This is a genomic window from Agreia sp. Leaf283, from assembly GCF_001422485.1.
Lineage (GTDB): Bacteria > Actinomycetota > Actinomycetes > Actinomycetales > Microbacteriaceae > Agreia.
On sequence record NZ_LMNF01000001.1, the window covers coordinates 1,636,557 to 1,661,837 of the forward strand.

Genomic DNA, 25,281 nt, shown 5'->3' on the forward strand with positions numbered 1-25,281 from the left:
CATCCGGTCACCGCCTGTGGAGAGTGGTAGGAACGGCGGCTCTAGGCCTCGGGGTCTTCGCCCCAGCCGTCGTCGTTGCGGCCCTTCGCGGCGAGGGCGGCGGCGCGCTCTGCCAGGCGCTGGCGCACCTCGGCCTGGGCCTCTTCGACGAGCTTGGGGTCGAGCGGAGCGTTCACGTTGTGCGGGTTGCCGTGGTACTTCTCGATGTAGGCGTCGAGCTCGGGGCCGGAAGTCCACGAGGTGATGAGGCAGTAGCGCGGCTCGGGGCCCTTGTGCCAGACGGCGTGCCAGAAGCGCTGCGTGTCGACGATGAGCTGGGCTCCCGCGGGCAGCGCGATGCGCACCTCGGTGTCGGGGTCGAAGCGGTTCTCGCGCAGGATCATGAACGACTCGGCGTCGTCGGAGAGGTTGAAGAAGCCGCGAACGATCCAGCCGGTGCCGTCGGGGTTGAGGCGGTTGTTGTCGTCTTGATGCAGGTTGTAGAGCGCGTTCGCGTAGGTGTTGGGCTGCAACTCGATCACGCGGCAGCGGCCGATGTTGGCTCCGGGCTCCTCGGCGCGGGCCTTCAGGATGGGCGCGTGCTCGACATTGGCCTGAACCCAGACGCCGTCTTTGTCGGTGCGCGGGGGCGTGTGGTTCCAGAATCCGTTGCACTCCATCTCGCCGAAAGCGGAGGCCAGAGGGGCGAAACGGGTCACTCCGGAGGACTTCCAGTCGACGTACTCGAGGTCGAGCCACTCCTGCGGATCGGCGGCCTGGTCGTAGCGGTCGAGAACCACGTAGCCGGTCTCTTCGAATGCTGCGGAGCGGATGTAGCTCATAGAACCAGGACCCTTTCAGTGGGAGGGCGCGCGGGTTTTGTCGCGCCCAACTAAGGCAAGGCTAACACCTCGGATGCGCCGGATTTCGGCCCAAAAAGGCTCGATTGGGCGGCATCCGCGAGATTCCGGGCTTCGATTTCTACACGCTGTAGATTCGCGCGAACCTCTGGTCTGCATTACACTCGTCCCCGGTACCGTGTCCGAGCGGCCGAAGGTGCAACTCTCGAAAAGTTGTGTGCTTGAAAGAGCACCGTGGGTTCAAATCCCACCGGTACCGCCACGATCAAACCCCCTGCTTCTCCTTGCTCAGCGAGGAAGTCAGGGGGTTTCGTCGTTTCCGGCTGCGAATGTCGATGAGTGGCCGAGCGCCATCTCGGCCAGAATGACCTGAAACGCATTCCCGCACCAGCCCCCGGAGGCACACCGTGACCACATCGGTCCGATCCGTCATCACGCGGATCCCCGCGACCCTCATCCTTGCCGCCATCGTGCTCGCCATCGGGGTCATCGGCCAGGGCCTCTGGGTGCCCACGCCGCAGCAGCCGTGGTGGGAGGCCGTCGCCTACGGCCTCCCCGCGCTGCAAGAGGGCCGGTGGTGGACGCCGTTCACGGGCACCTTCTTCGTGATCACCCCGTGGACCTACGCGATCGCGATCGCGGGCTTCGTCTTCGTCGGCCTGCTCGAATGGCGCCGGGGATCCAAGGTCGCGATGACCTACTTCTGGGTCGGCCAGATCGTCGCGGTCCTCGCCACTGCGGCGTTCCTCTGGGCAGCCAGCCTGCTTCCGTGGCCCTGGGCCATCGAACTCGCCGGAATGCTGGATGCCGGCCCATCCGGTGGCACCATGGCGTGCTTCGCCGCCTGCGTCAGTCTGTTCCCGTCGCCGTGGCGCCAGCGCGGCTGGCTCATCGTCGTCGGCTACGCGGCCATCGGCGTGCTGTTCCTCGGCACGCTCGCCGATCTGGAGCACGCGTTCGCGGTGATCCTGGTGCTCGCCGTCGACAGGTCGTTTCACATCAAGCGGGCGAGCCTCCGCGAGCGGCGACTCCTGGCCTTCGCCGGGGGCCTCGCGCTCGGGGTCATCCAGATTCTGACCCTGCTGGTGCCGACCAACGGGCCCTTCGGCCCGACCGCCCCCGGAGACGGCCCCTTGCTGGAGGCCATCCTCGACGCCGTAGTTATTTTGCTCGTGGCCAACGGTCTGCGTCTCGGGCGACGCTGGGCCTGGGTTCTGACGATCATCTGGGCGCTCGTGAACCTCGCCGTCGCCGGGCTCTACCTCACCTTGTCAATCGTGGTGGATCCCATCGATCTGCCGCTGGGCCTGGGAGACATCGACGTCTTCCTCGCTACAGCCGTGATCTGGGCCGCTTTCCTCCTCTACCTCATCGCGACACGCCACTCCTTCGGGTCCCGCCGCAAACGTCCGCTCGGCTCCGGCGAGGAGCGGCACGGGCAAGGCGCTCCGACGGCCGACGACGCCCGGCAGATCATCACGCAGTACGGCGGCGGCAGCTTGTCGTGGATGACGACCTGGGAGGGCATGGAGTACTTCCGCACCGAGAAGGGGCTCATCCCGTACCAGAAGCATGTCGGTGTGGCGCTCGTGCTGGCTGACCCGCTGGGACCGGAATCGGCGGCTGCAGCGAGCGTCGCCGAGTTCGTGAGCGCGGCTGAGCGCGACTCCCTGATCCCGTGTTTCTTCAGCTCGAGCCAGCACACCCGCGACAGCCTTCCCGAGGGTTGGCGTGACCTGATCATCGCCGATGACACGATCGTCGATCTCCCCGGCCTGGCCTTCACGGGCAAGCCCTGGCAGCACGTCAGAACGGCGATCAACAAGGCCGACCGTGAGGGCATCACGTTTCGCATGACCACGCTGGCGGAGGAGACGTGGGGGATTCGTCAGCAGTTGCGCGCCATTTCCGAGTCGTGGGTGGGCGACAAGGATCTGCCCGAGATGCGATTCACGTTGGGCACCCTGCAGGAGGCGGAGGACCCCGAGGTGCGACTCGCCCTCGCCGTATCGCCGAACGGAGACGTCGACGGCTTCCTGAGCTGGCTGCCGATCTACGGGCCCGACGGAACGCACACCGGCTGGACCCTCGATCTCATGCGACGGCGCGACGGTGGTTTCGGCGCGGTCATGGAGTTTCTGATCGGATCGTCGGCGCGCACCTTCGCCGAGGAGGGCGCGTTGATCGCCTCGCTCTCGGGCGCACCTCTGGCTCATCAGGCAACGGATGACGAGGGCACGATCGCGCACTTGCTCGGCCAACTCAGCGGCATCCTCGAACCCGTCTACGGATTCTCGTCGCTGCACCGGTTTAAGCAGAAGTTCAATCCGCGCACCGAGCCGATCTATCTCCTCTACCGCGACGAGGGCGACCTCACCCGCATCAGCGCCGCGCTGACCCGCGCGTTCCTGCCCGATGCCACCCTGCGCCAGTTCGCGGGCGCCGGCATCGACATGCTCCGTCGCGAGTGACCGGATGCGGCAGGGCCGCACGGTTGGGCCGGCAGGCGGCCGGGCGCCGGTCCGGCACGCGGCCAGTGTCAGACGGTCGCGCCGTCGCGCTTTCGGCCGACGCGTGCCCGCAGGTCAGGCCGGAACGCCGCCGCCCGGCAGCCCGGCCGCGCCGAGTCGCGTAGCGCCGCGCGAACGGGCGCGCTGCTCCTCGAGCGCGGCGGCGAAACCCGACTCCCAGTCGTCGGCCACGTCGATGCCGAGGCGCCGCGCCTCCTCGACGGAAAGCTCCTTCGGAAAGCCGTGCGTGTCGGACAGGCGGAACACGTCGAGGCCGGTCAGCGTCGACCCCTGATACTCGGCTAGGGCGCGGAGCCCGCCGGTCAGCGTGCGCCGAAACGCCGTCTCCTCCTTCACGAGCACGGCGATGACCTCGTCGCGTGAGGCGGCGACTTCGGGGTAGTCCGATGCGTACAGGTCGGCGATCACGGGAACGACCGTGGAGAAGAAGTTCTCGGACAGGCCCAGGGAGAGCGCGAACCTGATGGCGCGGCGCAGCAGTCGCCGCATCACGTAGCCCTGCTCCTTGTTCGACGGGCGCACGCCGTCGACCGCGAGGAAAGTCGCACCGCGGAGGTGATCCGCGATGATCCGCATCGCCGCCGTCTCGTCCTCATAGCGGCGTCCCGTCAACTCCTGCAGCGACTCGATGATGGGCCACAGCAGGGAGATGCGGAACACGTCGTCGGAGCCGATCGACGCTGCCGCAATCCGCTCCAGGCCGCCGCCGAAGTCGACGTTGCGCTTGGTGAGCTCTTCGAACGATCCGTCGTCGCGCCGCCGGTATTGCATAAAGACCTGGTTGCCGATCTCCATGAACTGCCCGCCGTCGCTGGCCGGATGCGCCAGGCCGTACGACGCATCCTGATGCTCTGCGCCGAAGTCGTAGAACACCTCGCTGTCGGGCCCGCACGGGTCGCCGATCGGCGTGCCCTCGAGCGATCCGCCGCGCGACCACCAGTTCTCGCCTCCGTCGTAGAAGAAGATGCGCTCGCCGGGCCGCACGCCCCGGGCGTCGCCATCCGCCTGCGAGCCGATCTCGGCAATGCCGTTCGAGACGCCGCGCTCGGCGAACACCGCGGCCCAGATGGATGCCGCCTCGTCGTCGCGGGGGATTCCGTTGGCCGGGTCGCCGATGAAGCAGGTGACGTAGATCTTCGCCGGATCCAGGCCGACCACGTCGACGAGGAAGCCGTAGAACTGGCGGATCTGCGTCTCTTTGAAGTAGTCGCCGAGAGACCAGTTGCCGAGCATCTCGAAGAAGGTCGTGTGCCGGTTGTCGCCGACCTCGTCGATGTCCTGGGCGCGCACGCAGGGCTGGCTGTCGGTGAGGCGCACGCCGGCCGGATGCTGCTGCCCCAGCAGGTAGGGAAGGAGCGATTGCATGCCGCTGCCGTTGAACAGGGTCGATGTGTCGCCCCTCGGAACCAGAGGCGCCCGCTCGATGACGGTATGCCCCCTCTCCTCGAGGTAGGTCAGGAACGAGTTGCGGATGTCATGGGCGTCCATCGTTCAAGCGTTCCATACGAGCCGCCCGATCGCGTAGCCCCGCTCGCTCCCTGAGCCTGTCGAAGGGCCTGCGCCCGTTCCCTGAGCCTGTCGAAGGGAGTGATTTCGATACTCTGGCTCGTTCCTCGCGCGGCTCCTCAATCAGCGCACGGCTTGGCCCCATTGCTTACAAGACCGCCCGAGCGAGCTGTCGCTTCGCGTCGCGCCGTGACGCCCATCCCGACGCGCCGGATGGGCAGAACAGCGCCGCGCAAACGACGAGTCATGATCGTGTGGCGTCATCGTGCCCATCGCCGGGACCCGGATGGGCGCAGCGGCGCCACACGATCCGCTCTGATCGAGGAGTCAGACTCCGTGGTTTCGTTAGGGTCTCTCGGAAGAACTAACGGAGCACGAATCGGTCGACGCGCCATCACTCGCGCATTGACAGCGGCATGTTGCTCTAAATGTGCGCCCTTAGGTTGCAGGAGCACGACGTGGTCGACGAGTCCGACGGCTAACTGAGGACAGTTTCGTTCCACCTCACTCCACGGCGCGAAAATTCGGGGGCTGAATCGCCCAGATAGCCCTGCCCGAGCGCTCTGTCCTCATTTAGCGCCAGCCGCCACGACGCAAACGATGATCGGAGTTCGCCATCAGAATCGCAGTCGAGCGCGAGGCCCTTAGACAAGCTCAGGGAACGCCGCGGCCGACCAGACATCCCTTTCGTAGACTGAATGCGTGCCTACCGTCTCGCTCGAATCGCCGCGTGGTTCCGACGTACTGCCGCTGCTGCAACAGGCCGACGACTATGCGTTGAGCCTGTATCCGGCCGAGAACTACCACGGGCTGGATGTCGATTCGCTCGACCGATCGGAGGTCGCCTTCTTCGTGGCTCGGGTCGACGGCATGGCCCTCGGTACGGCGGCGATCGTCGACAGGGGCGACGGATCAGCGGAACTGAAGCGCATGTTCGTCACAGCCGAAGCCCGAGGCCTCGGGGTCGGACGAGCTCTGCTCGATGCCGCAGAAGCGCACGCGATAGACCGCGGCGCCACCGTGATGCTGCTCGAAACCGGGCTGCCCCAGGCCGCCGCGATCGCCCTATACGAAAGAGCGGGATACAGCGCCATCCCGAGATTCGACGCCTACGTCGACGATCCCACGAGTTACTGCATGGAGAAGCGCCTCCCGCCCCGACCTCTTGCGCCGGTCGAGTAGGCCGCCTGCGGCCGTATCGAGACCACCTCGCCCTGTTTTCTCTTCAGCTCACCGTCCGGGACGCTGGCGACGGGCTCGCGTCCCGAAGGCATCCAATGCCGTGAGAATTTCAGTCGCCTGCCAGTATCGATTGCGACGGCCGGCGGTCGCCTGGGTCAGGATCCCCGCATCAACGAGCTTCTTGACGGAGCTGTCGGCCGCTTGCTCGCTCACGTCCAGTTCGCGCGCGATCGTTCCGATGGTCACGATCGGCTGACGCAGAAGCAGCAGCTTCAAGCGATGGATGGACGAGTCGCTGCGTGCCCGAATGGCCGCGTTCCAGTCTTCGGCCACGCGGGTGATGTCCTTCTCCAGCGAGCGTCCGTTGGCGACTGCGGCGAACGCGGCCTCCGACAGGGCCTCGACGATAGGGCGTACGTCTCCGGCCCGGTACGCGGTGAGCGCTCGAAAGTAGCCCTCTGTTTCTCCCAGGAGGCCGGCCGATACTGGCACCGTCACATTCTTCGTCACGCCGCCCGCGCGCAGCATTCCCTGCACAAGTGCTCGCCCCGTTCGCCCGTTTCCGTCGGGGAACGGGTGGATCGTCTCGAATTGTGCGTGAGCGATTGCGACCTGGGCCAGAACGGGGAGGTCGACCCGACGCGCGAACAGCATTACATCGGACATCAATGCCGGAACCCGCTCATGATGCGGTGCGACGAAGGATGCGTTGTGCGGAGAAATGTAACCCCCGCCGATCCACACCTGCCCGTCCCTCCATCGTCCGACGATGTCGGGATTCGATTGCTCCATCAGTGCACGATGCATGGTCAGGATCGCGTGGGTGTCGAGATCGTCGGCAAGCGCGATCGCCGCCTCCATCGCCGCGACATTTCCCACCACGAGCCGAGCGTTGGTTGAGGAGGAGTCACCCAGGTCGGCCAGTGCGACCTGCTTCGCGCTCGCGGCGAGGTTCTCCACCTCAGAGCTCGAGGCGCTCTCCGTGCGAAGCAGGATCGACGCGAAGGGAGCCGTCAGCGTTCCGACCTCGGCATCGAAGCGAGTGAGTTCTCTGCTCGCGTCGTCGGAGATCGCCGCCAGATCATCGGGCAGCGACATCTTCAGGTCTGCGATGAAGGGAGGAACGGCCGCATTGTACGGCCCAGATGCCGCTCGGAGCCGTCGCCGCGAGCCTACCTCGGTGCCCGAACGGGCCCACGGACGGGACTCCGCTGTTGTCGCCGGCCAGCTGATTGGCATGCCCGGTCGTGGAATAGCGCTCGTCACTCGTTAATCATAACCAAGGTTAGCCAATTATCCTTGGTTATGGACCGCCCGTTCCCTGAGCCTGCTGAAGGGCAAGCACCCCGTTCCCTGAGCCTGTCGAAGGGAGTGATTCCGACACGCTGGCCCGTCCCGCGCGTCCACTCAATCAGCCCGGTGGGGCCGCTAGACCAATGTCCGAGCTCGCGCCTCCGGAACCCCCAGCATCAGCAGGCTCGTCAGCGCTGCTGCCGAGGCATCGAGACTCTCCCGTGACAGCGCACTGTCGGCGATCATGAACACTCCCGACCAGGCGACCTGACTGAGAACATCAGCGGGCAGATGCCGCCCGAACGCCCCGCTGCACTGCCCCCGATCGACGAGCCCGGCGAGGGTCTCGTCGACGGGCCCCAGAAGAGAGTGGATGTCGGCTCCGAGCTCCCCGCGCCGCAGCGCGACGAGCACGCGGTACCGGTGCACCAGCGGCCACAGTCGCGTGATGAAGTCGGCCCACTCGGCGTCGGCCGCGCGGTTAGGGGTGGCGACGTCGGCAAGGATCGCAGACATCTCCTCGACCGCGCGACGGGTGAGCTCGTGCACGAGGTCGGATCGTGACGGGAAGTGTCCGTACACCGTGCGTCGAACAACGCCCGCGGCTGTCGCGATCTCGCCCATGCCCGCGTCAGGGTTCTTGCCCAGAACGTCGATCGCCACGTCGAGGATTCGCTGTTTCGTGTCGTTCCCCGGGTCACTCACGCGACGTCGCCCTACCGATCAGCTTCATAAATCCATGATTGCACACTGGTGTGCAACTGCGTAGTCTGCACACCAGTGTGCAATCCCATGTGCGCGGTGACTGAAGAACTCAGGAGACAGACAATGACCAAGACGACCCCCACCCCGGAGGACATCCGCCCCTTCCGTGTTGCGATCCCGCAATCCGAGATCGACGACCTCACCCGACGACTGGCCGCGACCCGCTGGCCCGATCCGGAAACCGTTCCCGACTGGTCGCAAGGCGTGCGCACGGAGGATGCGCGTTCGCTGGTCGAGTACTGGGGGAGTGGATACAATATGCGCCGCGTCGAATCGAGGCTGAATGCGTTCCCTCAGTTCGTGACGACGATCGACGGCCTCGACATCCACTTCATCCACGTCAGATCGGAGAACCCCGGCGCCATGCCGCTGCTCCTCACGCACGGGTGGCCGAGCTCAGTCCTCGATTTCGTCGACCTGATCGAACCGCTCACGAACCCGACCAAGCACGGTGGGGCTGCCGACGACTCGTTCGACGTCGTCATCCCGTCGCTGCCCGGATTCGGCTTCTCCGGCAAGCCGACCGACACCGGCTGGAACGTCGAGCGCATCGCCCAGGCGTGGGCCGAGCTGATGCGCCGTCTCGGCTACGAGAGCTGGTCGGCACACGGTGGCGATTGGGGAGCGGCCGTCACCACCGCCCTGGGAGCCGCCCGACCGCACGGGCTGCGCGGTATCCATCTGAGCACGCCGTATGCGTTCCCGCGGAGCATCCCCGACGTGTTGACCGACGACGAGCGTCGCGCGGTCGAGGGCCTTGCCCTCTACGGCGGGCCGCTCGGGGGCTCGAATCATGTGCAGGGCACGAAGCCCCAGACGATCGGATTGGCGCTCGCGGACTCCCCGGTCGGCCAGGCGGCGTGGATCTACGAGAAGTTCCAGTCGAAGACCGACAACCGCGGCCGAGCCGAGGATGCCCTCAGTGTCGACGCGATGCTCGACACGATCTCGCTCTACTGGTTCACCAACAGCGCGGCCTCATCGGCGCGCATCTACTGGGAGAACCGAACGGCCACGATGGCCGGCCCCAATCTCTCGTTGCCGGTGGCCGTGACCGTGTTTCCTCGCGACATTCCGCGGCTTCCGAAAAGCTGGATCGAGGACGCCTACAGCGACTTGATCCACTTCGGCGAGGCCGAGAGGGGCGGGCACTTCGCTGCTCTCGAGCAGCCGAAGATTCTCGTGGACGAGCTCCGCGCCGGGCTGAGGAGACTCCGAAACGGCGCGTGAACGGATGCCTGCCGTCGGGTTCTGCGACCCGTTCCGGTGGGTGGATGTGGGCAACTGAGTGCGCCCGACGGATTGGTCGATCGCGTGCGGCGCCGTCGATAATCCCAGCAGGCCTGCGCTGGTACGGCAGCGCCGAGTACCTATGTCACGCTCAGGCGAGCCAGCAGCAATCTCCGACGCTTTTCCCCTGGCGAAAAAGTTGTTTCGAGGACTCTCACGTGGACCCTGATGGTCTCACTCGCCGAAGAAAAGCGGTTCGGACGAGATCTCTATGTACCAAGCGTCCAGGTCGAGGAACCACGTCGATACGTCGGCGCGCAGAGGATACGAGTTCATCCTCATCTGCAGGGCCGCTGCCCATCGTCGCGTGAGTTCCTCAGGGTCGATCTCCTCATCGAGGGGGCGTCCTTCCAGGGATGGGCTCTCTGCGAAGGGCATTACTCGCCACGTCAAAGCGGCTAGACCATGGCGGCTTCCCCAGGCATTGAGAGTGTTCGCCAGCGCCTCTTCGAGGCCAAGAGACAGTGTGAGGCCCACGTTCTTGTTCATATGAAGTCCAACTCGATTCAAGGAAAAGAGGGGGCGAGTCCCCCTGCGTTGTCCTCGATCAACAGCAGGCACGGTAGTGCCAGCTGCCCCCCAGCATTGAGACTTTCACTCATGCGATCGAGTAAGGCTCATTCTTACTTCAATGTCTCGATAAAGCAAAGTGCACGCAAAATGACGGAACGCGAACTTAGTCAGAGTTTCGATCCTCGTAGATTCTCGTTCGGTAGTCCCGCTGGTGGCTCCGTTCAGCGAGACGGGGTCGAGGGCGAGGCGCTCTTAGAATGCACGATTCGTGCTACAGCGGGTGCTGTCAGGAATGCTCCCTGACCACGTTGATCAGCACCAACCTCACGCCCCCAAAGTGACGCAATCGCGCACAGTCGATGACGCAATTGCGCGGCTTCGCCCTACGAAATCGGGCAGTGCAACTGTGTTCGTTCGCCACTTCTGTCGATGGTGTGCAGCGCCATCGACCTGCCGCAAAGAGGGCAGTGCGGGTCGGCCGGCGCCACGTAGGGATCTTCCGGTCGGCCGATTCCGACCTGCGCCGGCCCCGTGAACGAGTAGACGATGCGGTTGAGGTTGTTGATGAACCCCGGCTTTCCGTCGAAGGGGTTCATGGGGTTGGGCTTGCGTGCCGGCCTGGTCAACTGGTCCTCGAATGCTTGGTGCTGAAATGATTAGTGCACTAATCATATCGCGATCGCGTCGCATCGACCCCGCGAATCAGGAGTTGCTCGGCACCGTGGAGTTCGGAAGTCAATCAGGCGTGCCTAAAGACGGAATGCCCGCCTCCCGCCGCACGAAGCGGGGGAGACGGGCATCCGGAACCAACGCCGGAAGGCCTGCCGACTAGGGCAGATCCGGGTACAGCGCCGGGGTGGTGCGGTAGTGCGTGGCCTGCTCAAACGCGTAGGCGAGGCCGATGAGGGTGCCCTCGTCGTAGTTGTGGCCGAGGAACTCCAGGTTGACTCCGGCGTTCGGAACGGCATTCACGCCATCGTCGGGCGACGTCTGGCCCATCGGAACCGTGACCGCGGGCATGCCCGTGTTCGGGCTCAGCCGCATGTTGCTGCCGTTGGTGCCGTAGGGCGTGCCCGACGGATACACGATCGAGTCGAGGTCGAGCGAGTCCATCAGGGCGGTCACATTCGTGCTCGCGTTGGCGATGAACGCGGTGTGCGTTCCGGTCGGACCCGCCCAGTTCTGGTAGGTCTCCTCGGTGACGGCTTCACGCTGCACGTAGGTGCCTTGCCTCGACGGCACGAACTTTTTGGATGCCACGATCTCCGTCAGGCTTCGCGCCGTGACTGCCGGCGAGAGGTGGTTCTGCACGTACACGGCGAGGTCGTGCTTGAACTCGTTCGTGCTTCCGCTGCCCTCGCCCATGACGGTCGTGAGCAGTGCCGCGTCGGCTCCTGTGAGCTCCACCACCGTGGCACCCTGCGCCTCCAGCGTGGCCTTCGCCGCCGCCCACAGGCGAACGTCGGTGGCATTCGAACCGATCATGGATGCGGAGAAGCCGATCCGGGTGCCGGCCAGCGCCGTCGGGTCGAGGTACTGCGTGTACGAGTCGGGAACCAGTCCTGTCTGCTCGGCCGTGATCGCATCGTTGGGGTCGACTCCCACCACGGCGTCGAGCGCGACGGCCGCATCGGTGACGCTGCGTGCGATCGGTCCGCCGGTGTCCTGGCTCAAGGCCAGCGGGATGATGCCGTCGCGGCTGGTCAGACCGACGGTGGGCCGGATGCCGACGAGCTGGTTGTACGTCGAGGGGATCCGGATCGAGCCACCCGTGTCGGTGCCGAAGCCGATGCCGGCGAGGTTCGCCGCGATCGCAGCGCCGGTTCCTCCGCTGGAGCCACCGGCCGTCTTGCTCGTCGCATACGGGCTCGCCACAAGGGTCGACGTTCCGGCGGGCTGGAACGACGAGTACTCGGAGGCGAAGCCGAAGGCGAACTCGTCGAGGCTGGCCTTGGCGAGGATGATCGCTCCCGCGTCGCGCAGGCTCTTCACCATGAACGCGTCGTCGGAGGTCTGGTTCGCGTCCCAGCAGCCGCAGCCGCCGGTCGTGACCATGTCGACCGTGTCGTAGTTGTCCTTCACGGCGATGGGAATTCCGAGCAGCATGCTCGTCATCCCCTGCTCGGCGCGCGTGGCGTCGGCGGCCGCGGCGGACTCCAGCGCAACGGTGCTCGTCGTGATGATCGAGTTGAGTGCGCGGCCGCTCTCGGCCGGATCGATCTTCGCCTTGTCGTAGGCCGCGATGCGGTCGAAGTACTCCTGCGTCAGCGCGACCGAGGTGGTGACCCCGGCGTTCATCGCGGCCTGCATGTCGATGGTCGACGCCTCGACGATGTCGAAGGGGCCATCGTCGTAGATGATGCGGCTGGAGACCGCGGCGATGTCGGTCACCGTGATCGTGCCGTCGGCATCCACATCGCCCGTCTGCACCGAGGCCCACTCGGGCGATGAGCTGGTCGCTCCGAGGCTGTCGGCGAGCAGCTGCAGGTCGTCATCAGTGACCTGGTCGTCGCCGGTCAGGTCGAGTTCGGTGTAGTACGGGGAGAGAAAAACGGCGGTCGCCGGTTCTGCGACAACGGGATCGGCGCTGGCCGGAGCGGCCGCGAGAGTGCCGACGGCGAGCACCGAGATGATGCCTGTCGCTGCGATTGCCGTCTGGCGAACGCGTCGTGAGATCACGGGGGTGTTCCTCTGCGAGAAGGGGGATCGGGCGATCCCGGATGTGGATTCAGGGGTGCGGGGTCGGCGGCTCATCGTGCGCTCGCAGACCGGCGCCGAAGCGCCACGAAGCCGACGCCGAGGAGGGCGATGGCGAAGACGGCCAGGGCTCCGGCGCCGAAGCCGGTGATGGCCAGGGAGCCGTCGCCGTTGGTCGACGAGGCGGGCGCGGCGGTCGGCGTGGACGTCGTGTCGCCGCCCGAAGTCGGTGGCGTCGTCGTGGTCGGTGGCGTTGTCGGCGGAGTGGTCTCGACGGGAACGGCTGCGATGGTCACGGGCGCGGTCGCGGCGTCGGCCAGAACGGTGGTCGCGCCGACCGTGTCGACGAGTGTCACGGATGTCGTGAGGGTCGCGTCGCCGGCGGCGAGGCTCGTGAACTGCAGGGATGCGGCCAGGTCGCCCGCGAGGGCGGGTGACGTTCCGAGACGGCTGTGCAGGATGGTGACGCTGCCGGCAGCCTCCTCGACGCTGTCGAATCCTCCCGCCGGACCCTCGGAGGCGCTGTCGTCGACGTAGTCGAGCAGAGCCGGGTCGAACGTGACCGTGATCGCGTAGCTGTAGGCGTCGACCGTGCCGGCGAGTGCGACAGAGACGTCGACGGCCTTGCCGGCCTCGACCTCGGGGGTCGCGGTCATGGTCACGGTGGTCGTCGGGGCGGCGAGTGCGGGTGACGCCGCGACCATCGAAAGGCCGAGGGCGATGCCGCCGGCGGCGAGGACTGCTCGCAGGCGAGATGAGGTGTGTTTCATCAGGACGTGGTCCTTCTTTCTTCACTGTGGGGATGCTGATCGACTTATCGACGGGCGCGACGAAGAGCTCCGTGTGCGGGCCAGTTCCGGCACGTGGCCGGGGGTTCTGTCGAGCAGGGGGAGCGGGTCGCCGACGGGATCGGGTGCGGTCAGCGGGAGAGTGGTGCAGGAATCCTCACAGTATCCGCGGGCACGATCCGCACCGTTTCGCCGATGTTTCGTGCTGGTAACAAAGTCGAAGGATCATCGCACCGGAGGGTCGATCGAGGCCCCGATGCCTCATCGACGACCCGAATAGCGCCGGTCTGTGCGCGACGGCGCGGTCTGCGTGCCGCCAGGGTGAGCGTGTTCCGAGCGCGGACGCAAGTAGTCTGCTGCCATGGAAGAGTCTCCCTCCGAGCAGGTGCGCCGGCTGGTGGCCCGCACCATCGACTCGCTCGAAAGCCAGGGCGTGCACGACGAGGCGCTCGGGGTGATGCGCGAGCCGCGCGGCTTCTCGGTGTTCAAGACCGCACCGATGATCGCTCCCGCGGGCCGGGCCTGGCGGCTCGGTGTTCTACTGGTCGATCGCGACGGCGGAGTCTACGAGACGGGCGACGTGACCAGAGCCATCGAGCCCCTGCGGGCGGTCACGAACCGGTCGGCCGAGGCCGAAGCCCGACGCGACGATCGCCGCGCAGCGGCACGAGGCAAGTTTCCCGAGGGCGAGGTCGTGAACCACCGCTTCGTTCCGCTCGCGCTAGACGACGAGAGCCTGGATGCCGGCTCGGGCCCGTTGCAGGTTCGCGACGGCATGGTCGTCGTGCAGTGGGATCGTTCGAGCCCCGGCCACGGAGTCTCGACCCTCGACCGCTACCTCGCCGACCGGGTCAGTGTGCTCACGTTGGATTGACGCTTTCGGCGCGGCGCTGCTCGCGAGGTGACACTTCGGTCGACCGGACGCGTCATCTCAGCGGAGTGCTGTGCGCCGAAGCGTCAACTCAGCGAAGTGCCGCGCGGTCGAACCCCGCCGCGGCGTAGATCGCGTCGATGGCCTGCATCTGCGCCACCGAATCCGCGCCCTCGGTGAGCAGCCGCTCGCCGCTCGCCAGACCCTCGACGACTGCCGCGAGCTGGTGGTCGTAGGTCTCGAGCCCGGCCACGGTGGAGTTGCGTGTGATGCCGTCGCGGGTCTCGCTGATCGTGTGCCCCTTCGACGGGAACACGAGGTTGTCGACATGCAGGCTGCCGAGAGTGCCCACGACGTCGAGCGAGGAGTTCAGCTGCGAGCCCTCGACCATGCTGCAGGTCATGCGGGCCGTGGCGCCCGACGCGAACCGCAGCGACGCATCCATGCTGAGGTCGGCGCCCATCGAGTTGACCGTCGCCGTCGCATCCAGAACCTCGGGCTCGCTCGCCATCAGCGCACGCAGCTGGTGCAGGGGGTAGCAGCCGAGATCCATGAGCGATCCGCCGCCCACGGCCGGGTCGTGGCGGATCGACGCGGGATCGAACGGAATGGATGCGGTGAAGTCGGCGTGTGCCGACACGATCTCGCCGAGGCGCCCCGATGCGACGATGCGATCGATCTCGGCGCTCAGCGGGTGGTAGCGGTCGTGGAACGCCTCGATGAGGCGCAGGCCCGTGTCGGTGGCGGCCGTGGTCATGAGTCGGGCCTCGTCGGCCGACATGGCGAAGGGTTTCTCGCAGAGTACGTTCTTGCCCGACTCGAGGGCCGCGATCGACCAGCGGGAGTGCTCGGACGGGGGCAGGGCGTTGTAGATCAGGTCGATCTCGGGGTCGGCAAGCAGTCGCTCGTAGCCTCCGTAGGAGCGCGGGATCGAGTGAGTCGCCGCGTAGGCGCTCGCCGACGACTCGCTGCGGGATGCGACGGCCACGATCTCGACGTCGTCACGTCGTCGTGCGGGGATGATGATGGCGTTCGGGGCGATGCCGGCCGCGCCGAGGATTCCGATTCTGAGCATGGGTCCAGCGTGACACACAGCGATCGGGATCGCCCCCTGTGAGGCCCGTTCCCTGAGCTTGTTGAAGGGGGCCGGCCCTTCGACAAGCTCAGGGAACGGAGTTGCCCTTCGACCGGCTCAGGAAACAAGGGCGCCCTTCGACGGGCTCAGGGAACGCCGGCCGTCGGCCGCGCTGGTTGAGTAGCGAGGAACGAGCGTATCGAAACCACGGCGGGGTGGCCTCGATACGGCCTCAAGCGGCCTAGTCGACCACCGCAAGGCTCACTACGTGACCGGCGCAAGCGGCCGAGCGCGCGTTCAGCGGGCGAACGCTCCTTCGGTGTGCGCGCGGTCGCCCGCAGGCGGCGCGTTCGATCTGCTCGCCCTTCGACAGGCTCAGGGAACGGACTCGCCCTTCGACAGGCTCAGGGAACGGGGGCGCCCTTCGACAGGCTCAGGGAACGACAGGCTCAGGGAGCGGGCGCGGCTAGACGCCGAGCGCGTTGAGGGAGTCGTCGACGATCGTGAGGCCCTCCAGGCCCGGGAGTCCGCTGATGGCGGTGTCGATCTTGCGGGCAGCCTTGCGCCCCTCTTCGCCACCCATGAGGTGGCCCATCACGTGCTTGACCTCGTTCTTCTCCATGATGCTGGAGCCGACCGGTGCCCAGAAGTTGCTGAGGGCGAAGCGCGCGAACTTCTGCGCCTTCGTGCTCTTCGCCAGACGCTCGCGGGCCTGCGAGGTGTAGAACGCCACGTGGCGCGCCTCCTGCTTGGCGATGCGCTTGAGCAGCTCGGCGAGCACAGGGTCTTCTTCGAGTGCGGCCATACGGTTGTAGGCGGTGATCGCCGACCACTCGTTGGCTGCACCCCAGGCCATGTGCACGGCCACGAAGTCGGCGCCCACGACCTTGCCGATCACGGACTGCTTGATGGGGTCGAGCTTGTCGCGCCAGCCGAGCTTGAGGCGCTTGGCCTTGAGCTCGTCGAAGTCCACGTGGATTCCGTGGATGCCGAGAACGGTGGCGAGGGCTTCGCCGTGCCAGAACTCCTCGCGGTTCCACATGGTCATGAACGCGCCCATCTCGGCCTCTTTGTGGGAGGGCGTGGTGAGCAGGTCGCGGGTGTAGCAGACCGTGTGATATTCCACATCGGCCATATAACGCAGGGTGCGCAGGGAGCCCTCGGGCAGAGGGTGTTCGCGGAATCGCTCGAGGTCGAGGTCGTCCCAGTTCACGCTCACCGAGGTGGCGGTGTATTTGTCTACGTCGAATGCCATGGTGTGAGGAGAGTTTACTCTCCGGTTCCCTTCGCGAATTGCGGTAGAGCGGACGCGCCGCGGGCGCCGCGTTTCCAGTTGTGGATGCTCCATCTTCTTCGGAGCGCCTCACGCGAGAGATTGGTGTCGGGGTTGATCGCGGCGGGATTTCCGAGCAGTTGCAGCCAGACCAGGTCGGCGTGGCTGTCGCCGTAGCCGTACGACTTCGACAGGTCCATGCCGTGCGTCTCGGCGTAGCGGCGCAGCCAGGCCGCGCGCGCCTCGTCGACCAGCGGCGGCTGGGCCAGGTAGCCGGTCAGGATTCCGTCGCGCTCGTGCATCGATCCGGCGATGACGTCGTCGAAGAGCGGGGCGAGCGGCGAGGCCAGGATGCCGATGGATCCCGTGACGAGCACGGTGCGGTGGCCGGCGGCGCGGTGCTCCTCGATGCGCGCGATGGCCGACGGCATCGTGTGCCGCAGCAGCGTCTCGCGGTACCCGCCGGACACGACCTTCTCGAGCCGCTTCGCGGGCATGCCGCTGTAACGGCGCAGGAACGCGCGGATGAACTCTCCGCGGTCGCGGTGCTCGGCCTTGAGATAGCCCGGCAGGGAGGTGAGCAGGCTCGCCACCTCGCTGGGCCAGGCCGCCTTGCGGAACCCGGCCGAGCGCACCCACAGGTACTGCTCGACGATGTTGGAGTCGACGACGGTGCCCTCGAAGTCGAAGACGGCGAGCACGTCGCTGCGCTCGGGGAGCGCCTTGGCCACGCGCTCCGACGCGGCGGGCCGCAGTGAGAACGCGCGGGTGAGAGCGGTGATCGACGGGAAGTGCACCCTCTGCAGGTAGTCCTCCCAGTCGATGGCGGTCACGTCGAATCCGATGTCGTCGCGCAGCTCGGCGGGCAGGGAGTTGTGCAGCGCCCGGGTGTTGCGGTCGTCGAAGATGATCTCGGTCTGCACGTAGGCGCGGTAGAGCTCGACGAAGGTGCGCAGATTCTCGAGGTCGTCTTTGCGCTTGAGGGCCTTCTTCACATGCACGCGGGTGCGCTCGGTCGAGGGGAGGCGCTCGAGCGCCCTCTCGAGGCGGGCGTTCCAGATCTCCTGGTTGTGCAGCACCCGGTCGACCTTGCGGGTTCCGGGGAAGGTCCAGTACGGAACCTCGATGTGCCCGTCGCTCTCGTGCGGCAGCGGATTGGCCGTGAAGAACTCGTTCATGTTCGTGAACATGCGGTGGATCGGCAGCGGATTCCGGGCGCCGGAACTCACGTGGTAGTACGCGGAGTCGACCTCGGACTCGGGCGTCGGCGGGGTGGCCGCGACGGCGAGGATGACGTTCACCACGTAGTCGACGGGAATCACGTCGAGAACGGTGTCGGGCAGGGCGGGGAACTGCGTGAGGTTGCCGCGTGCATAGGCGAGCACCAGCGGGTCGGCCACCTTGAAGCCGTCGATCCAACCGGGGTAGGGGTGCCGCAGTGCGCTCTCGATGATCGCCGGGCGCACGACCGACAGCCGGTGGCCGGTCTCGCGCCACAGCTCTTCGGCGGCGCGCTCTGCGAACGACTTCGTGAGCGTGTACACGTCTGTCCAGCCGAGGCTCTGCGCCCGGCTGCGGCCGTAGTCGACGAGGCGCTCGCGCACCCACTCGACGCGGCCGGTCTCTGCGGCCGTGGCGACCGCCTGCGGGCCTTCCTTGCCGTGCACGGCGCGCGCATCCGACATGAAGGTGCGCAGTGTCTCGGGTTGCCGCGATGCCATCTCGACCCGCACCCGGGCATCCCTGGCCGCGGTGAGCTCTGCGCGCCAGTCGACCTCGTGCTTGAGGCGCCCCTCGGGAACGATGCCCTTGCGCAGGCCGCCGACGTAGGCCGTCGAGACGTGCACCACGTGGGCGTCGCTGCCCGATTCGGCCAAGGCCGTGTACAGGGCGATCGCCCCGCCGAGGTTGGTCTCGAACGCCTGGTCGATGGGCGGGTCGAACGACACGGTGGATGCGCTGTGGATCACGACGTCGAGATCGTCGGGCAGAGCGGGCACGGTCGCGAGGTCGCCCTCGATCACCCGCAGTCGCTCGCGCACGGCGCGCTCGACCTCGGCCTCGCCGACGCGCTCGCGCCACGGCCCGAACACCGGCTTGCGCAGCAGCGTGCGCAGGCGGTCTTCGGCCGTCGTGCTGCCCTTGGTGCGGATGAGCAGCGAGATCGTGGTGTCGGGATGCGACGAGAGCAGCCTCTCGACGATGGCCTGGCCCACGAAGCCCGTGCCTCCGGTGATGAAGACGTGCGCGTTGCCGAGGTCGCCGGTCACGACCGTGTCGGTCACGTTCGGGCCGCTCACGAGCGCAGCTTTCGGGCGACGGCGTCGCCGATCTGCGGGGTCAGGCCGGGAAGTTCTGCCACTCTGTTTCCGATCGTGGTTGCGCGCTGGAGTCCGTCGGCACCGCCGAAGACCGTCTGTTCGAAGAAGGTGCGGTCTGCATCGGAGCGGTCGACGGCTCCGATGGGCCAGGCCGCGTGGGCGAGGTGATTCGCCGCCTGCCTGACCGTCTTGGACGAGTCGGCCAGCCTGCGTCGCGCCTCTTCGGCGAAGAACGATTCGTGCCGGCTCTTGATGCCGCGGATGGTGTCGATCGTCGTGCTGAGCGTCGGGTGCCCGGCGAGGGCATCCAATCGGGCGTATGCCGTGCCCATGACCCATTCGTCGACGAGGCCCGTGGTCATGTGCACGCCGGTGAGCGGAACACCCTGCCCCATGGCGAGGATGGCGCGACGGATGGGTCCGCGGCGTTCGGCCGATTCCGACCGGTCGGAGCGCGGGGCGCCCTCATCGCCGACCTGGGCGCCGGTGCTGCCGTTGGCCACGAGGATCTGGTCGATGGCGTCGGCGATCCAGAACTTCTCGAAGGCCCAGGTGACGAGGAACGCGGTGACGCGCGCGTCTTTGTGGGTGGCGGTCACGAGCAGGTTGCGCAGCTGCTCCATCGTGGCGCTCTCGAGGCGGCCGAGGTAGCGCAGCAGATGCACGGCATCGGTCGAGAGCTGCGCGCCGTCGTAGGCCTCGAGCTGGAGCTCGGGACGAAGATTTCCGCGGGCGGTGCCGGCGAATGCCCGCACGTCGAACCGCGCACTCGAAGTTGCATCTGTGGATGTCATGAAAGCCCTGCCGACTGGTCGAAAACCCGCGTGCGTAAACGACGCCGTGAAGAGCAGACTAACCTAACCCCATGGCTGTAGCTCTCGTTACGGGAGGAACGTCTGGCATCGGTGCTGCGTTCTCCCGATCCCTCGCCGCGCAGGGATATGACCTTGTTCTCGTCGCTCGGAGCGTTCCGCGACTGGAGGAGATGGCCGAAGAGATCCGCGCCCTCGGCCGCTCGGTCGAGATCCTCCCCGCCGATCTCGCGGATCGGGCCGACGTGGCGCGGGTCGCCGAACGGCTCGAAGACGCCTCCCGTCCGATCGACATGCTGGTGAACAACGCCGGGTTCGGCGTGCACACGTCGCTCATCGACTCCGACGTCTCGGCCCACGACAAGGCCTTCGAGGTCATGTGCCGCGCCGTGCTGGTGCTGTCGGGTGCCGCGGCACGCGGGATGCTGCCCCGCGGCTCGGGAAAGATCGTCAACGTCTCGAGCACGGCCGGTTTCGTGACCATGGGCGCGTACTCGGCGCTCAAGGCCTGGGTCACCTCGTTCACCGAGGGACTCGCCGTCGAACTGCGCGGCACGGGGATCGGCGTGACGGCGCTCTGCCCGGGCTGGGTGCACACCGAGTTTCACGAGCGCGCCGGGATCAAGGCGTCGAGCATTCCAAACTTCTTGTGGCTCGACGCCGAACAACTTGTCACGGCATGCTTGCGCGACGTCGACCGGGGCAGGGTAATCTCCATACCGACTGTTCGGTACCGAACCCTCATCTGGTTGGCTCGCCACGCACCGAGGAGTGCGATACGCGCAGTCTCCGGGTCGATCTCATCGAGTCGAAAGAAGCCGGTCACCTAGATGGCTGCAGAAGAACCCGCCCCCTCGGGGCCCGCCAAGGTCGTTGCCGGCGTGCGCGACCGTTTCAACTCGCCCAGCGTCGCGGCCGCCCGCTTTCTGGTTCAGCGCGGGCTGCTCAAGCCCCTCATCTGGTCGCTCACCCGCGTCACCGTGATCGGTCGCGAGAAGCTCAAGGACCTGTCGGGGGGCTTCGTCGTCGTCGCCAACCATTCCAGCCATCTGGATGCCCCGCTGATCGTCGGCTCCCTGCCCCGCCGGCTTGCGCGGTACCTGGCCACGGGTGCGGCCGCCGACTACTTCTTTGCCGTCTGGTGGCGACGCGGCCTCACGGCATTGTTCTTCAATGCGTTCCCGGTGAAGCGCATGGAGTCGAAAGCCAAGTCGATGAGCGCCCGGTCTCTGCTGTCGCGGGGCATCCCCATCCTCATCTTCCCCGAGGGAACCCGATCGAAAGACGGCGCGGTCGGCACCTTCAAGCCCGGTGCCGCCGCGCTCGCGGCATCCTGCGACGTGCCCACCATTCCGATGGCGCTCATCGGTGCCCATGTCGCCCACCCGCGCGGGGCCAACTGGCCACGTCGCGGACGGTACCCGGTCGGCGTCGTCTTCGGCGAACCGCTGAGGCCCGTCGCGGGCGAGACCCCCGGCCACTTCGCCGAGCGCACGAAGCAAGAGATCCTGCGCCTGCACGACCTTCATTCGGCCACTATCCTTGGCCAGTCCCCCCGATCAAGAGGAGCCCTCAAGTGAGCGATGTCAAGCACATGAAATGGTGGGGCTGGGGCGTCGACGGCGTCGCATTCCACCACGAGAACAAGCCGGGTTTCGCCCCCTTCGTCAAGAAGAACCTGGGCCTCGACCTCACCAAGACCAAGGGCGAGCCGCCGGCATTCGACGACATCGATGTCCCCTCCAGCCGTGCCCCGGAGGCCTTCGTCCTGCTCCTGACCGGCATCGTCGGGGATGAGCACATCGAGACCGACGACATGTCGCGGGTCGTGCACACCTTCGGCAAGAGCATCCGCGACCTCATCCGCGTTCGCACGAGCGCCTTCCCTCGAGCCGTCGATGTCGTCGTGTATCCGGCCAACGAGGCCGAGGTGCGTCTGATCGTCGACGCGGTCGTCGCGGCCGACGCCGTGCTCATTCCGTTCGGCGGCGGCAGCAACATCGCCGGCAGCCTCGAGCCCCTCGCCGGCGAGGAGCGCACCGTGGTGTCGCTCGACCTCGGCCGGCTCAACCGCGTCATCGAGGTCGACGCCGACTCGAGCCTCGCGCGCATCCAGGCCGGCGCCCAGGGCCCCGACCTCGAGGCCGAGCTGAACGCCGCCGGCTGGACCCTCGGACACTTCCCCGACAGCTTCACCCACTCCACCGTCGGCGGCTGGGTGGCCACGCGCTCCTCCGGCATGCAGAGCGACAAGTTCGGAGACATCGCCGATATTGCCAAGGGTCTGCGTGTCGTGCGCCCCGGCGGCGTGCTCGTTCTGCGGCCGCTGCCCAGCACCTCGACCGGGCCCAGCGTGCGCGAGATGATCCTCGGCAGCGAGGGTCGCCTCGGTGTCATCACCGAGGTCACCGTGCAGATCCACCGCATCCCGGCCAAGCGCGAGATCCTCGCCTACCTCTACCCGACCTGGGACGCCGGACTCGCGGCCATGCGTGAGATCTCGGAGAGCGATGCCACGCCCTCGATCACCCGCGTCTCCGACGGCAACGAGACGCTGTTCTCGTTCGCCACGTCGAAGAAGAGCAAGGGCTTCTCCGGCCTCGCCACGAAGGGCCTCGGCGTCTTCCTGAAGGCCAAGGGCTGGGACACCGAGAAGATGTGCCTGTCGTTTGTCGGCAACGAGGGCGGCGAAGAGTTGGTCGCGACGAACCAGAAGATCATCGCCGGCATCGTCAAGAAGCACGGCGGAATCACCGTGGGCAAGGGCCCCGGCGTGCTCTACGACCAGAAGAAGTTCGACACCCCGTACATCCGGGACTGGTTCCTCGACTGGGGCGGCTCCGCCGACGTGTCCGAGACCGCGGCGCCCTGGGCCAAGCTGCCCGAGCTCTACCGCAACGTGATCGCGAGCGCCAACCACGCGTTCGACGAGATCGGGGTCAAGGGCTGGATCATGGCCCACCTGTCGCACTCCTACACCTCGGGCGCCTGCCTCTACTTCACCTTCGCCTACCTCGACACGGGCGACGCGATCCCCAACTACGACGTGGTGAAGGGCGCGATTCAGCAGGCGTTCATCGACGCGGGCGGAACGCTGTCGCACCACCACGGAGTGGGCCTCGAGCACGCCCCGTGGATGGAGCAGGACATCTCGACCGAGGGCGTCAAGATCATGCGCGGACTGTTCGGCTCGGCCGACCCGGGTCGCCACTTCAACCCGGGCAAGGTTCTGCTCGACGAATGAGCCGCGCCCGTCTCGGCGGGCCCGTCGGCGCGGCGGGCCTCGTCGTCGCCGGGCTGGCGTGCCAGGAGGTCGGGGCGGCCTTCGCCGTGCTGCTCTTCCCGAGCGTCGGTGCGCTCGGCATGGTGGCGCTGCGCCTCACCTTCTCTGCCCTGATCCTGCTCGCCATCGCGCGCCCCTCTGTTCGCGGCCGCAGCCGCGGCGACTGGATGACGGTGGTGCTGTTCGGCGTGGCCCTCGCGGTGATGAACGGGTTGTTCTACGAGGCGCTCGCGCGCATCCCGCTGGGCGCCGCGGTGACCATCGAGGTGCTCGGGCCGCTGATCCTGTCGGTGGCGACGAGCAGGCGCGCCTCCAGCTGGCTCTGGGCCGTGCTGGCGTTCATCGGCGTCTTCCTGCTGGGTCAGGGCAGCTTCGGGGAGCTCGATCCCGTGGGCGTGCTGTTCGCCGCCGGCGCCGGAGCGAGCTGGGCCGGGTACATCCTGCTGTCGTCGCGCACGGGGAGCCGCTTCGCCCGACTCGACGGGCTCGCGCTCGCCATGGCGATCGGCGCCGTTCTCACGCTGCCGCTGGGGCTCGCCGCAGCCGGCCCCGCGATCGTGCGCCCCGACATCCTGCTTCTGGGAGCGGCCGTCGCCGTGCTCTCGTCGACGATCCCGTACGCCCTCGAACTGTTCGCGCTGCGTCGCATCCCCTCGTCGACCTTCGCCATTCTCATGAGCCTCGCGCCCGCGATCGCCGCCCTGGCCGGAGTCGTTCTGCTGGCGCAGCACATCTCGATCGTGGGCGTGATCGCGATCGCCCTCGTCGTGACGGCGAGCATCGGGGCGGTGCGCAGCGCGCGACCGGGAACTACTCCCGTCGCTCGTGCCGACGTGGTCTGAGCCGCTCGGGCGCGTCGCTCGCCTCGGGGAACGCGCAGGTGAACGAGCCCTCGTAGCCGAACAGGAAGCCGAACCGGTCGTTGGCGACCTCGAGTCGAATGCGGTAGACGCCGGCCGACTCGTCGTAGCTCTCACGAAGCTCGGCCCGGCCGCTGAAGAGCATGGGGAAGCGGAACGCGATCGGTCCTTCGTAGAAGCGCTGGGCGCCCGAGCGCAGCAGCAGCGAGCCGTCGTCGCCGACGGAGAGCTCGAGGTCGACGGCGAGGTGCTGGTGGGTGCCGAGGTAGTCGATGACCCGCGCCGCTCGCTCGCTGTAGATCATGGTCGCGTCGAAGCGATGGGGGCGCGGCCCCGCGCCGTAGGTGCGCACGAACGTGATCGTCTCGCGTCCCAGCGGATCGACGTAGGGGTAGTTCTCGACCGTGAAGGGCACGTCCGAACCCTGGATGGGCACGAGGATGTTCCGGATCCGCCCCACCCACAGGAACGGGATGGTCCACCACGGTCCCCGACGGATGCGCGTCATCACGCCGGTGCCCACGCAGGCGTACCCGGCGTCGATCCCCACCCCGAACCTGCGGCGCATCATGGGGTGGAGTCGTGCGAAGTCGTCTCCCAGCGCGGTCTCGAAGATGCCGGTCACGACTCTGTCAGCCCCGCCAGCGAGTCGGGCGCATTCGCCATCGGGTCGTGCGAACGGGCGGAGCGGGGCGGCCGCGCCTGGCACCGGCGTGCGCGAGGCCGGCCTGGCCGCCAGACGGCGAGAACGGATGCGAGCGGCCAGGACTCGGGCGGGGTTCCGGTCTCGGCCCAGATGCGCAGGCGGTCGAAGCTCCACGCCGTCATCCACCAGACCAGGCGCCGGGTCACGAGCCGATCGAGAAGCTGGCCGACCCGGCCGAAGAACGGCTCGTAGTCGTACCCAGTGATGAACAGTGTCGAGCCGTCGGCGTTCGGAATGTAGCGCCAGTATCCTCGGCCAGACGCGAGCGGCGACAGGGGGTCGGTCGTCGAGAACACGAGGGCGGACGTGCGTGACCCGTTCTGGCCGTCGCGCTCGCCGAGCGAAACACCCGTGCCGTGGATCGTGTGGAACGGAATACGCCGTTCGTAGCGGAAGCGGGTCGGTCGGTCGGCCGCGCCGACGGCGCCGGGCGGTGTCGGCTCGGGAGCGATCCGGCTGAACCGCAGATCCCAGCGCGAGTGCAGCTGCGGGGTCTGCGTGAGGCGCCAGACCTCGTCGAGCGGGGCCTCGATGCGGGTCTCGACGTAGAGTGCGCGCCGTGATCCTGTCATGCAGCCACTCGTCTTTCGTCTCGGTGGAATGCCAGCGTATCGTGGCCGGTGGAATGCCCCGGGCGGGTCGGCAGTTGGCCCCAGTACGCGCTTTCCCGCCGCCA

22 protein-coding genes and 1 tRNA gene are annotated in these 25,281 nt (G+C 67.1%); 9 read left to right on the forward strand and 14 right to left on the reverse strand.

Features of this window, described 5'->3' with window-relative positions; translation table 11 throughout:
* Window positions 1-41: 41 nt before the first annotated feature.
* Window positions 42-821, reverse strand: coding sequence for a hypothetical protein (locus tag ASF51_RS07375; protein ID WP_055926936.1), 780 nt, complete (start codon window positions 819-821; stop codon window positions 42-44).
* Between the two features lie 190 nt (window positions 822-1,011).
* Between ASF51_RS07375 and ASF51_RS07380 the strand changes: the two genes are divergently transcribed.
* Together ASF51_RS07380 and ASF51_RS07385 are read left to right on the forward strand one after the other, a co-directional pair.
* Window positions 1,012-1,101: transfer RNA gene (locus tag ASF51_RS07380), tRNA-Ser, on the forward strand.
* 145 nt (window positions 1,102-1,246) lie between these two features.
* On the forward strand, window positions 1,247-3,310 hold the full coding sequence (locus ASF51_RS07385) for a bifunctional lysylphosphatidylglycerol flippase/synthetase MprF (RefSeq protein ID WP_235497159.1): 2,064 nt from the start codon (window positions 1,247-1,249) through the stop codon (window positions 3,308-3,310).
* 114 nt (window positions 3,311-3,424) lie between these two features.
* On the opposite strand, the gene ASF51_RS07390 is transcribed toward ASF51_RS07385, so the two are convergent.
* Window positions 3,425-4,858, reverse strand: a complete 1,434-nt coding sequence (locus ASF51_RS07390) for an alanine--tRNA ligase-related protein (RefSeq protein ID WP_055926938.1) — start codon at window positions 4,856-4,858, stop codon at window positions 3,425-3,427.
* 720 nt (window positions 4,859-5,578) lie between these two features.
* Here ASF51_RS07390 and ASF51_RS07395 point away from each other — a divergent pair.
* Complete coding sequence (locus ASF51_RS07395) at window positions 5,579-6,058, forward strand: GNAT family N-acetyltransferase (RefSeq protein WP_055926942.1); 480 nt, start codon at window positions 5,579-5,581, stop codon at window positions 6,056-6,058.
* A 48-nt stretch (window positions 6,059-6,106) separates the two neighbouring features.
* Here ASF51_RS07395 and ASF51_RS07400 read toward each other — a convergent pair whose 3' ends face one another.
* A complete protein-coding gene (locus ASF51_RS07400; RefSeq protein WP_235497160.1) occupies window positions 6,107-7,018 on the reverse strand; it encodes a Fic family protein in 912 nt (303 codons plus the stop codon).
* A gap of 468 nt (window positions 7,019-7,486) precedes the next feature.
* Entirely contained in the window at window positions 7,487-8,056 is a 570-nt protein-coding gene (locus tag ASF51_RS07405; protein WP_055926946.1) for a TetR/AcrR family transcriptional regulator, read from the reverse strand.
* A gap of 123 nt (window positions 8,057-8,179) precedes the next feature.
* Between ASF51_RS07405 and ASF51_RS07410 the strand changes: the two genes are divergently transcribed.
* The gene (locus ASF51_RS07410; protein WP_055926947.1) at window positions 8,180-9,346 is read left to right on the forward strand and encodes an epoxide hydrolase family protein; all 1,167 of its coding nucleotides are present in this window, start codon (window positions 8,180-8,182) and stop codon (window positions 9,344-9,346) included.
* 234 nt (window positions 9,347-9,580) lie between these two features.
* Here ASF51_RS07410 and ASF51_RS07415 read toward each other — a convergent pair whose 3' ends face one another.
* The 4 genes from ASF51_RS07415 to ASF51_RS07430 form a co-directional block, all read right to left on the reverse strand.
* A complete protein-coding gene (locus ASF51_RS07415; RefSeq protein ID WP_055926950.1) occupies window positions 9,581-9,895 on the reverse strand; it encodes a hypothetical protein in 315 nt (104 codons plus the stop codon).
* A 407-nt stretch (window positions 9,896-10,302) separates the two neighbouring features.
* Window positions 10,303-10,545 carry a hypothetical protein gene (locus ASF51_RS07420; protein ID WP_235497161.1) on the reverse strand — a complete coding sequence of 81 codons (243 nt, stop codon included), beginning with the start codon at window positions 10,543-10,545 and terminating at the stop codon, window positions 10,303-10,305.
* A gap of 202 nt (window positions 10,546-10,747) precedes the next feature.
* A complete protein-coding gene (locus tag ASF51_RS07425; protein WP_055926954.1) occupies window positions 10,748-12,598 on the reverse strand; it encodes an amidase family protein in 1,851 nt (616 codons plus the stop codon).
* Between the two features lie 71 nt (window positions 12,599-12,669).
* Window positions 12,670-13,386 (reverse strand): cohesin domain-containing protein, encoded by a 717-nt coding sequence (locus ASF51_RS07430; RefSeq protein WP_055926956.1) that lies wholly within the window; start codon window positions 13,384-13,386, stop codon window positions 12,670-12,672.
* 379 nt (window positions 13,387-13,765) lie between these two features.
* Between ASF51_RS07430 and ASF51_RS07435 the strand changes: the two genes are divergently transcribed.
* Complete coding sequence (locus ASF51_RS07435) at window positions 13,766-14,278, forward strand: hypothetical protein (protein WP_055926958.1); 513 nt, start codon at window positions 13,766-13,768, stop codon at window positions 14,276-14,278.
* Window positions 14,279-14,366: 88 nt separating this feature from the next.
* Here ASF51_RS07435 and ASF51_RS07440 read toward each other — a convergent pair whose 3' ends face one another.
* The 4 genes from ASF51_RS07440 to ASF51_RS19560 form a co-directional block, all read right to left on the reverse strand.
* A complete protein-coding gene (locus ASF51_RS07440; RefSeq protein ID WP_055926960.1) occupies window positions 14,367-15,350 on the reverse strand; it encodes a Gfo/Idh/MocA family protein in 984 nt (327 codons plus the stop codon).
* A gap of 466 nt (window positions 15,351-15,816) precedes the next feature.
* Window positions 15,817-16,605 carry a hypothetical protein gene (locus ASF51_RS07445; protein WP_055926962.1) on the reverse strand — a complete coding sequence of 263 codons (789 nt, stop codon included), beginning with the start codon at window positions 16,603-16,605 and terminating at the stop codon, window positions 15,817-15,819.
* A 14-nt stretch (window positions 16,606-16,619) separates the two neighbouring features.
* Window positions 16,620-18,923 (reverse strand): SDR family oxidoreductase, encoded by a 2,304-nt coding sequence (locus ASF51_RS07450; RefSeq protein ID WP_235497162.1) that lies wholly within the window; start codon window positions 18,921-18,923, stop codon window positions 16,620-16,622.
* The gene (locus ASF51_RS19560) at window positions 18,920-19,738 is read right to left on the reverse strand and encodes a hypothetical protein (RefSeq protein WP_055926964.1); all 819 of its coding nucleotides are present in this window, start codon (window positions 19,736-19,738) and stop codon (window positions 18,920-18,922) included. The genes ASF51_RS07450 and ASF51_RS19560 overlap by 4 nt, the downstream gene beginning before the upstream one ends.
* Window positions 19,739-19,809: 71 nt before the next feature.
* On the opposite strand from ASF51_RS19560, the gene ASF51_RS07460 reads away from it, so the two are divergent.
* The 4 genes from ASF51_RS07460 to ASF51_RS07475 are packed head-to-tail and all read left to right on the forward strand — an operon-like array spanning window position 19,810 to window position 23,881.
* Window positions 19,810-20,586, forward strand: coding sequence for an SDR family oxidoreductase (locus tag ASF51_RS07460; protein ID WP_055926966.1), 777 nt, complete (start codon window positions 19,810-19,812; stop codon window positions 20,584-20,586).
* Entirely contained in the window at window positions 20,587-21,336 is a 750-nt protein-coding gene (locus tag ASF51_RS07465) for a 1-acyl-sn-glycerol-3-phosphate acyltransferase (RefSeq protein WP_055926968.1), read from the forward strand.
* The gene (locus ASF51_RS07470) at window positions 21,333-23,000 is read left to right on the forward strand and encodes an FAD-binding oxidoreductase (RefSeq protein WP_200926098.1); all 1,668 of its coding nucleotides are present in this window, start codon (window positions 21,333-21,335) and stop codon (window positions 22,998-23,000) included. Before ASF51_RS07465 ends, ASF51_RS07470 begins: the two co-directional genes overlap by 4 nt.
* Window positions 22,997-23,881: a DMT family transporter gene (locus ASF51_RS07475; protein WP_055926970.1), complete on the forward strand. Its 885-nt coding sequence runs from the start codon at window positions 22,997-22,999 to the stop codon at window positions 23,879-23,881. Before ASF51_RS07470 ends, ASF51_RS07475 begins: the two co-directional genes overlap by 4 nt.
* On the opposite strand, the gene ASF51_RS07480 is transcribed toward ASF51_RS07475, so the two are convergent.
* Both ASF51_RS07480 and ASF51_RS07485 read right to left on the reverse strand, forming a co-directional pair.
* Window positions 23,850-24,524, reverse strand: a complete 675-nt coding sequence (locus ASF51_RS07480) for a DUF4166 domain-containing protein (protein WP_055926972.1) — start codon at window positions 24,522-24,524, stop codon at window positions 23,850-23,852. The two genes, ASF51_RS07475 and ASF51_RS07480, sit on opposite strands and share 32 nt — an antisense overlap.
* Window positions 24,521-25,177 carry a hypothetical protein gene (locus ASF51_RS07485; RefSeq protein WP_055926974.1) on the reverse strand — a complete coding sequence of 219 codons (657 nt, stop codon included), beginning with the start codon at window positions 25,175-25,177 and terminating at the stop codon, window positions 24,521-24,523. The genes ASF51_RS07480 and ASF51_RS07485 overlap by 4 nt, the downstream gene beginning before the upstream one ends.
* Between the last annotated feature and the right edge of the window lie 104 nt (window positions 25,178-25,281).